We start from the raw sequence: 8,512 nt of genomic DNA on the forward strand, positions 1-8,512 counted from the left end.
ATCGCCGCAGCGTCGGCGCGCGTGGTGGTCCAGCGCCAGGGCCGGAACACCGCCAGCAGCACCAGCGCCGAAAACCCCACGCGCAACGCGCTGGTGCCCTGCGCGCCGATCAGCGGGAACAGCTGCTTGGCGTAGGAGGTGCCCACGGACAGGGCGGTGACCGAGCCGAGCACGGCCAGGACGGGAATGAGCGAAGCGTAGCGGGAGGTCGACATCCGGCCAGCATATTGCGTAGCGGCCGAAGGAGATGCTCAATTGCAGGGGCCATCCTGCATGTTTCACTCACCCATGACCGCCGCGTACGCCCCCGACGAATTCGACCGCGCCATCCTGGCCATCCTGCAGCGCGACAACACCACCGCCCAGCGTGAGATCGCCGAGAGCGTGCACCTGTCCGCACCGGCGGTGCAGCGCCGGATCAAGCGCCTGCAGGAAGCCGGCTTCATCCGCGCCAACGTGGCCGTGCTCGACCAGAGCCGGCTCGGCCGCCCGCTGACCATCATGGTCGAGGTGCGCGTGAGCAGCGAACAACCGCATCGTGTGGCCCCGTTCCGCCGCCGCGTGCAGGACGACCCGGCCGTGCAGCAGTGCTATGCGATCACCGGCGACGCCGACTTCCTGCTGATCCTCACCGCCGCCTCCATGGAGGAGTACGAGGCCATCAGCGAGCGCCTGTTCGGCAATGACGACAACATCGAGCGCTACCGCACGGCGGTGGCGCTGAGCACGTTGAAACGCGGGCTGGACGTACCGCTGTAGGGCGGCCGGCGCGCCCTCGATGGGTGCACCGGCAACCCGCCTCCTCAGGGCACGCGCGTGAAGTGGATCGTCATCAGGATCGGCTTGCCGTCCTTGCTGAAGAACGCCTTCGACTCGGTCATCCGGTTGCCATCGCCGGCCACGGTGTAGATGCGCGTGGACGCCGGCGTGCCGTGGTCCACCAGTTGCATCACCAGCACGTTCGGCGCGGGCATGCTGAGCGAGGCCACGTCGGCACCGTAGTTGCCCGCGATCGGGCCGGGCGTGCCATCCAGCGGCAGGGTGCTGTCGGCGGTCATCTTTCCGCCCTTCGGATCGACGATCTCGGCGCGGGTGGTCCAGCGGCCCGCGCCCGCATCCTTGAATTCCAGCAGCACACTCTTGGGTCGGTCGGCCGCCGGCATCGGCAGCGTGGCGACATCGATGGCCCAGCGCCCGGCCAGGGGAGACGCGGCAGGCGTGGCGGCAAACAGCGCCAGCGGCGCGGCCTGCAGTACGGCCATGGTCAGGCAGACGGCGAACATCCTCTTCATGGAAGCTCCTTCATGGGTGAGTGCACCAGGTGAGCCGTGCACGGGGCAACGGTGGCGAGGTCAGCCCCGGACGGCTGCTTCAATCGCCGCTACATCGATCTTGCGCATGGTCATCATCGCCTCGAACGCGCGCCTGGCCACGCCCGGATCCTCGCTGGTGACCGCCTCGGTCAACACGCGCGGGGTGATCTGCCAGGACAGGCCCCATTTGTCACGGCACCAGCCGCAGGCGCTTTCCTGGCCGCCGTTGCCGACGATGGCGTTCCACAGCCGGTCCGTCTCGGCCTGGTCGTCGGTGGCGATCTGGAAGGAGAACGCCTCGCTGTGCTTGAACGCGGGCCCGCCATTGAGACCGATGCACGGAATGCCGGCCACGGTGAAGTCCACGGTCAGCACGTCGCCCTGCTTGCCCGACGGAAAGTCACTGGGCGCATGGTGCACGGCGTTGACCGCACTGTCAGGGAAGGTCTGGGCGTAGAACGTGGCCGCGTCCAGCGCGGTGCCGTCGAACCAGAGGCAGATCGTGTTCCTGGCCACCATGGCGGTCTCCTGCAGCGATCAAGTGCCGCCAGCCTACGACCGGGAATGTTAAGCGGCTGCCCTGCCGGCCCGGACCCAGGCGTGGCAAGGCCTTGGGCGCTGTCCGCGGGCGGCCCGGCAGAACCGTCCGAATTGCTGATACGACTGATTCGCATTAACATGGCGTTATCCCGTCCGCGCCAGGGAGGCGCTGCGGCGATCAGTGCCTGCGCCCGCGCCTTGTCCTGCAAGGCCTCCGCCAGCCGCGTACTGACCCCCACCCACTGCAGCGCGCCGGGCCACCGAGGATGTCGGCCATGTGCGTGCTGCCGCCCTGGAACCGCCGATGACCCGTTCTTCCGTTGTGCTGCCCCGCCTGCTGCCGCAGGCCCGCCTGACCCAGGCCCTGCTTGCTGCGCTGTGCGCGCTGGCCGCTGCCCCCGCGTTCGCACAGGACGCCCCTGCCGACGCCACCACCCTGGACAAGGTCGTGGTCAAGGGCGAGCGCGCCGAAGGCTACTCCGTGCGCAAGACCTCGGCCGGCACCCGCTTCGACCTGGCGCCGCGCGAAATCCCGCAGTCGGTGAGCATCATCAGCCACCAGCGCATCGAAGATCAGAACCTGGACGACATCCTCGACGTGCTGGCCAACACCACCGGCGTCAGCAGCACCCAGTCCGATACCGAACGCACCGAGTTCTACGCCCGCGGCTTCTACATCGACAGCTACCAGTTCGATGGCCTGCCCACGCAGATGGTGCAGAACTGGAGCTACGGCGATTCCGGCCTGGACCTGGCCCTGTATGACCGCGTGGAAGTGGTGCGCGGCGCCACCGGCCTGCTGAGCGGGGCCGGCAACCCGTCCGCGTCGGTGAACCTGATCCGCAAGCACGCCGATAGCGCTGAACTCACCGGCACCGTGTCGGTCAACGTGGGCAGCTGGGGCCGCACCCGCAGCACCGTGGACGTGACCACCCCGCTGAACGCCAGCGGCTCGGTGCGCGCGCGCGTGATCGGCAGCTACCTGGACACCGACGCGCAGATGGACCGCTACAACCAGCACAAGACGCTGGGCTATGCGGTGATCGATGCTGACCTGACGCCGGACACGCAGTTGAGCGTGGGCTACGACTACCAGCAGAAGCGTGCCAACGGCGCCACCTGGGGTGGCTTCCCGATGCTGTACTCCGACGGCACCTCCACCGGCTACGACGCATCGTTCAACGCCAGCCCGAACTGGACCTACTGGGACACCACCAGCAAGCGCGCCTTCGCCACGCTGGAACATGGCTTCGCCAACGGCTGGAAGGTCAAGATCGGCGCGACCCACGACGAGAGCAAGGCCGACGACAAGCTGTTCTACCCGGCCTACAACGACTGGACCTCGGGCGCGTCGAACTTCGACAAGACCACCGGTGCCGGCATCTCGCCGTCGGCCGGCTTCTACAACACCGAGCGCAAGGTCAACGCGGTCGATGGTTTCGTGGACGGTCCGTTCCAGCTGTTCGGCCGCGAGCACCAGTTCATGGCCGGCCTCAGCTACAACAAGCGCGAGTACGCCAACTACGGCGATTACCAGGTAGGTGGCCCAAACCTGCCGTGGAATCCCTTCACCAGCTACCTGAACTGGACGGGCGACATCGCCGAGCCGAACTGGAATGCGCTTGCACTGGCCAGCCGAGGCACCATCACCCAGAAGGCCGGCTACGCCGCCACCCGCCTGTCGCTGGCCGACCCGCTGAAGCTGATCATCGGCGCGCGCTACACCGACTGGAAGAGTGAAGGCGAAGACGCCGACCGCTCGCACAAGGTGACCACGCCGTATGCCGGGCTGGTGTTCGACATCAATGACACCTACTCCACCTATGCGTCCTACACCGAGATCTTCCAGCCGCAGATGCTGAAGAGCCGCGACGGCAGCTATCTGGACCCGGTGGACGGCAAGAGCTACGAAGTGGGCGTCAAGGGCGCATGGTTCGACGACCGCTTGAATGCCTCGCTTGCCGTGTTCCGTATCGAGCAGGACAACGTGGGCCAGTCCACCGGCGAACCGGTGGTGGGCGGAACGGGCGGCGAGACCGCCTACGTCGCCGCGCGCGGCACGGTCAGCCGGGGCGTCGAGTTTGAAGTGAACGGCGAACTGGCCCCCGGCTGGAATGCCACCTTCGGTGCCTCCCGCTACGTGGCCAAGGACATCAACGACGCGGACATCAACACCAACCTGCCGCAGACGACCATCAAGCTGTTCACCAGCTACACCCCGCAGTCGCTGACGGCGCTGACCGTGGGCGGCGGCGCCAACTGGCAGAACCGCATCTACTACCCGGTGCCCGCGTACGGCCGCATCGAGCAGGACGGCTACGCACTGGTCAGCGCGTTCGTGCGCTACCGCATCTCGCCCGAGTTCAGCGTGCAGGCAAACCTCAACAACCTGCTGGACAAAAAGTACTTCTCGCAGATCAACGGCTACGGTGCCTACGGCGACGGCCGCAACGGCTCGATCACCTTCAACTGGTCTTTCTGACCTGTCATTGGCTGCGAGGTGGCAGCACAGAGCGCCGGGCATTGCCCGGCGTTCTGCGTTTTGCACGATGCGCGATGGGTGATGGGTGTGCAGCCACGCATGGCGTGGCTCTGCCGGTTGGGTGCGGTGACCCCCTCAACGGGCGTAATACCCCGGCTGGTCCAGGTCGGCGATCAACTCCGGTCCCACCGGTGCCCACCCCAGCAGGGCACGCGTGGCTGCGCTGGACGCGGCCATGTCCGCGCCCGCCATCCGCGCGAACCAGCCGAAGTGTTCGGCACCGCGCGAGGCCACCGGCAGCTTCAGGTGTTTCCCGATGACCTCGGCGATCTGCTTGAACGGCACCGCTTCATCGGCGATGGCGTGGTACACCGGCACGCCTGCGCCCTGCTCCAGCGCGTACCGGTACACCCGCGCCGCGTCGTGCCGGTGCACGCCGGACCAGCAGTTCTGGCCCTCGTCCAGATAGGCCGACACACCGGTCCGGCGTGCCAGTTCGATCAGGATCGGCACGAAGCCGTGCTCCCCCAGCCCGTGCACCGACGGTGGCAGGCGCACGGTGGCCGCGCAGATGCCGGCGTCGGCCAGGGCGCGTGCGGCAGGTTCGGACCTGCGCGGTGAGGCGGGATCGGGCAGGTCGGTCTCGTTGCCGCCGCGGCGCACGCCGAGCAGGCCGGAGGTGACCAGCAGCGGGCGCCGGGTACCGCGCAATGCATCGCCCAGTGCCTGGATCACGCGCTGGTCCTGCGCACAGTGCGCGATGAAGTGGGCGAAGTCATGATCGAACGCGGTGTGCACCACCGCGTCGGCGGCGGCCGCCGCATCGCGCAGCGTATCCAGGTCCTGCAGCGTGGCCTGGACGACGCCCGCGCCCAGGCCGCGCAGCGCAGCGGCCTTGTCCGGGCTGCGGGCCTGCCCGGTAACGCGGTGGCCCGCGGCGAGCAGTTCATGGACCACCGCCGAGCCGACCCAGCCGGTCGCACCGGTAACGAAGACATGCATGTCGGATTTCCTTGTAGCGAGAGAAGTCAGGCCAGGCGCATCGACAGTTCGACGTCGTCGCCCACGGCCACCGACAGGTAGCCACTGCCCGGTGCGCGCACACGGGCCAGGTAATCCGGCGCATCGTCGGCGTTGTCGGCCACGATCAACGCGCCGGGGGCGAGGCGGTCTTCAAGCAGGTCCAGAATGTCGGCATACAGCGCCTTGGCACCGTCCAGCAGGACCAGGTTGATGGCGCCAGGCAGGTCATCGCTTAAGGTCTGCAGCGCATCGCCCTGGCGGATCTCGACCAGGTCGTCCAGGCCGGCCTCGGCAAGATGGGCGCGGGCGCGCTGCACCTTGCCCGGCTCGAACTCGCTGCTGATCAACTGCCCGCCGCCGTTATCGCGCAGCGCAGCGGCCAGGTGCAGGGTGGAGATGCCGAACGAGGTGCCGAATTCCACGATGGCGCGCGCACCGCTGCTGCGCACCAGCATGTACAGCAGCGTGCCGGTCTCGCGCGAAACCGGCAGCCACAGGTCTTTGAGCCGGGTATACAGCGTCAGGTACTCGGTGCGGCTGTGCAGCAGGCGGTCGCGTTCGCTGGCGGACATGTCGGCCAGGGCCGGGGCGGTGGCCGCTTCGGCGGCATCGAACAAACGCGCCAGCAGGGGCGCAAGGGGAGAGCTGAGAAGGGTGTTCATGGGGGTCCTGTGAGGGCGGTTGAGCGCAGGAGGTGCGCCACCTAGAATGCGAGTGATTCGTCGCATTTCCAGAATACGACCGATCCACGATCGCCACTATTCGCATTCCCGGCACTCCCTGAGGCGCCCATGAAAGACCCTGCAACCCCGCGGATTTCCTCACGAAAGCAACCCCGCCAAGAACGCTCGAACGCCTTGGTGGCGGTGATTCTGCAGGCGGCTGCTCAGGTTCTGGCCCAGCAGGGCGCGGCGCGTTTCACCACCGCGCGGGTGGCCGAACGGGCCGGAGTGAGCATCGGTTCGCTGTACCAGTACTTTCCGAACAAGGCCGCCATCCTGTTCCGCCTGCAGACCGAGGAATGGGCGCAGACCGGCGATGTGCTGCGCAGGACGCTGGAGGATGCCGCCATTCCGCCGCTGCAGCGGCTGCGCCGCCTGGTGCACGCCTTCGTCCTTTCCGAGTGCGAAGAAGCACAGATGCGCGTGGCCTTGAGCGACGCCGCCCCGCTCTACCGCGATGCGCCCGAAACCCGGCAGGCCCGGGCCAGCGGGCAGGCGAGCTTCGCCGCGTTCATGTGCGATGCCCTTCCCGACGCCAGCCCCGATACCCGCCGCGTGGCCGTGGATCTGATCGGCACGACACTGAGCACGGTGGGAAAGCAGTTCTCGCTGACCGGCCCTTCGGCGGCAGCGATCGATGCCTACGCCGCCGCCATGGCCGACATGTTCTGTGCCTACCTGCGCGTACTCGGCTGCCGCGCGTAATGCCGGCCGCTGGCCGGCGCGGGCATCACGGCCGGGCGCGCAGCAGCGCCAGCCCGAAACCGATGAAGATGGTGCCGACCACGCGGTCGAATACCCTGCGCAGGCCCGGTCGCGCCAGGTAGCCGGCCAGGCCACGTCCGCCGGCGGCATACACCGCGTACCAGAACATTTCCATCAGCGCGAAGGTGCCTACCAGGATGACGAACTGCGGGAGCTGCGGCTGGGTCAGGTCGACGAACTGCGGCAGGAACGCCGACGCGAACAGCAGCAGCTTCGGGTTGCTGATGCCGATGATGAACCCATCGCGGAACAGGATGCGGCGCTTGCTGGGTGCGATCGCCGCGGTGCTGCCCACATCGATCGGCGCATCGCCGCCGCGCCAGGCCTTGATGCCCAGGTAGACCAGATAGGCCACGCCGGCATAGCGCAGCACGTCGAACACCATCGGTGAGGCCTTGAGCACCGCGCCCAGCCCGGCGGCGGAAATCGACAGGGCCAGCACCAGCGCACTCAGGCACCCGGCCATGGCGGCGATGCTGCGGCGGAACCCCACGCGCACGCTGCGGGTCATCACATGCAGCATGTTCGGGCCCGGCGTGCCGCACAGGACGAACACGGTGACGGCGAAGATCCACCAGGTATGCAGGTTCATGGCAACTACGTTCTGAAGGGGAATGACGCCGGGCTGTGCCCGGCTGCCCATGATGCCTGACGCCACCGCCAGCGGCCGTCCAGCCCCACACAATGGCCGGCACGCGCAACAGAATTGTCCGCCCGGCCGCGATGGGCACGGCCATCCACGTAGAGCCGGGCTCTGCCCGGCTACCGCCCGCCACGCGATCGGTACGGCCAGTAACGTAGAGCCGGGCTCTGCCCGGCTACCGCCCGCCACGCGATTGGTACGGCCAGCAACGTAGCGCCGGGCTCTGCCCGGCTACCGCCCGCATGGACAGCCGGGCAGAGCCCGGCTCTACGGGGTGCCACCGGCCACGGCCCGGGTGCCGGACCGTGGTCGGTGGGTCAGCGCTGGATCAGAAGCGCAGGTCCGCGCGCAGGTACCAGTAACGGCCACGCGGGATGTCGTAGGTCGACGCGTCGTACCCGTTCAGCGAGCACGACAGGCAGATCGGCGGATCCTTGTCGAACACGTTGTTCAAGCCGGCGCTGAGCTGCAGGCCCTTCATCCAGTCCACCTTGTAGCCCACCTGCAGGTCATGGAAGGTGGTGGCGTCCAGCGTGTTGGTGCCCTCCAGCTGGTTGCTGCACACCGGGAAGGCCACCGCGTCGCCGCAGTCCTCGGTCAGCTCGGAGATGTGCCGCACGGTCCACGACGCGCTCCAGTTGGCCAGCGCCCAGCTCAGCGTCGCGTTGCTGGTCCACTCCGGAATGGAACTGTCGGCCACTTCCACGCCGGGCTTCTGCGGCTGCCGCTGGCCCGCCGCACCCAGCGCTTCATAGCGGCCCACGAAGGTGTTCTGCCAGCCCAGCTTGAACTGGCCGATGTCGCTCTGCGGGAACGTCCAGAACAGGTCCACGTCCCAGCCATCGGTCTTGATCGACCCCAGGTTGGTCAGGCGGTTGTTGAAGCTGCTCACCGCACCGGTGGAGGCGCGGCTGATGCCATCGCAGTAGACCGGATCCAGGGTCTCCACGCACAGGTCCAGCTGGGTCTGCGCGTTGATGGCCTGGATGGCGCCTTCGATGGTGTGGCGGTAGAACGTCACTTC

General features: G+C 67.8%; 9 protein-coding genes and 1 pseudogene. 3 read left to right on the forward strand and 7 right to left on the reverse strand.

What is annotated here, in order from left to right:
- Positions 1-215 (reverse strand): annotated as a pseudogene (locus DBR34_RS24090) (EamA family transporter); the annotation flags it as partial.
- Positions 216-288: 73 nt separating this feature from the next.
- Here DBR34_RS24090 and DBR34_RS19340 point away from each other — a divergent pair.
- Complete coding sequence (locus tag DBR34_RS19340) at positions 289-759, forward strand: Lrp/AsnC family transcriptional regulator (protein ID WP_128097982.1); 471 nt, start codon at positions 289-291, stop codon at positions 757-759.
- Positions 760-803: 44 nt separating this feature from the next.
- On the opposite strand, the gene DBR34_RS19345 is transcribed toward DBR34_RS19340, so the two are convergent.
- Complete coding sequence (locus DBR34_RS19345) at positions 804-1,268, reverse strand: LuxR family transcriptional regulator (protein ID WP_181394083.1); 465 nt, start codon at positions 1,266-1,268, stop codon at positions 804-806.
- A gap of 84 nt (positions 1,269-1,352) precedes the next feature.
- Entirely contained in the window at positions 1,353-1,832 is a 480-nt protein-coding gene (locus DBR34_RS19350) for a VOC family protein (protein ID WP_128097984.1), read from the reverse strand.
- A gap of 325 nt (positions 1,833-2,157) precedes the next feature.
- Between DBR34_RS19350 and fhuE the strand changes: the two genes are divergently transcribed.
- A complete protein-coding gene (gene fhuE, locus DBR34_RS19355) occupies positions 2,158-4,335 on the forward strand; it encodes a ferric-rhodotorulic acid/ferric-coprogen receptor FhuE (protein WP_128097985.1) in 2,178 nt (725 codons plus the stop codon).
- 135 nt (positions 4,336-4,470) lie between these two features.
- On the opposite strand, the gene DBR34_RS19360 is transcribed toward fhuE, so the two are convergent.
- Positions 4,471-5,337 (reverse strand): SDR family oxidoreductase, encoded by an 867-nt coding sequence (locus DBR34_RS19360; RefSeq protein ID WP_128097986.1) that lies wholly within the window; start codon positions 5,335-5,337, stop codon positions 4,471-4,473.
- Between the two features lie 26 nt (positions 5,338-5,363).
- Positions 5,364-6,020: a class I SAM-dependent methyltransferase gene (locus DBR34_RS19365; RefSeq protein ID WP_128097987.1), complete on the reverse strand. Its 657-nt coding sequence runs from the start codon at positions 6,018-6,020 to the stop codon at positions 5,364-5,366.
- A 198-nt stretch (positions 6,021-6,218) separates the two neighbouring features.
- On the opposite strand from DBR34_RS19365, the gene DBR34_RS19370 reads away from it, so the two are divergent.
- Positions 6,219-6,785, forward strand: a complete 567-nt coding sequence (locus DBR34_RS19370) for a TetR family transcriptional regulator (RefSeq protein ID WP_258224143.1) — start codon at positions 6,219-6,221, stop codon at positions 6,783-6,785.
- A gap of 25 nt (positions 6,786-6,810) precedes the next feature.
- Here the strand turns inward: DBR34_RS19370 and DBR34_RS19375 are convergent, their stop codons facing one another.
- On the reverse strand, positions 6,811-7,437 hold the full coding sequence (locus DBR34_RS19375; RefSeq protein ID WP_128097989.1) for a LysE family translocator: 627 nt from the start codon (positions 7,435-7,437) through the stop codon (positions 6,811-6,813).
- Between the two features lie 379 nt (positions 7,438-7,816).
- The coding region (locus DBR34_RS24095; protein ID WP_258224144.1) for a TonB-dependent receptor at positions 7,817-8,512 on the reverse strand (696 nt) is incomplete at its 5' end.

This window comes from Stenotrophomonas sp. HMWF003, from assembly GCF_003061285.1.
GTDB lineage: Bacteria > Pseudomonadota > Gammaproteobacteria > Xanthomonadales > Xanthomonadaceae > Stenotrophomonas > Stenotrophomonas maltophilia_AP.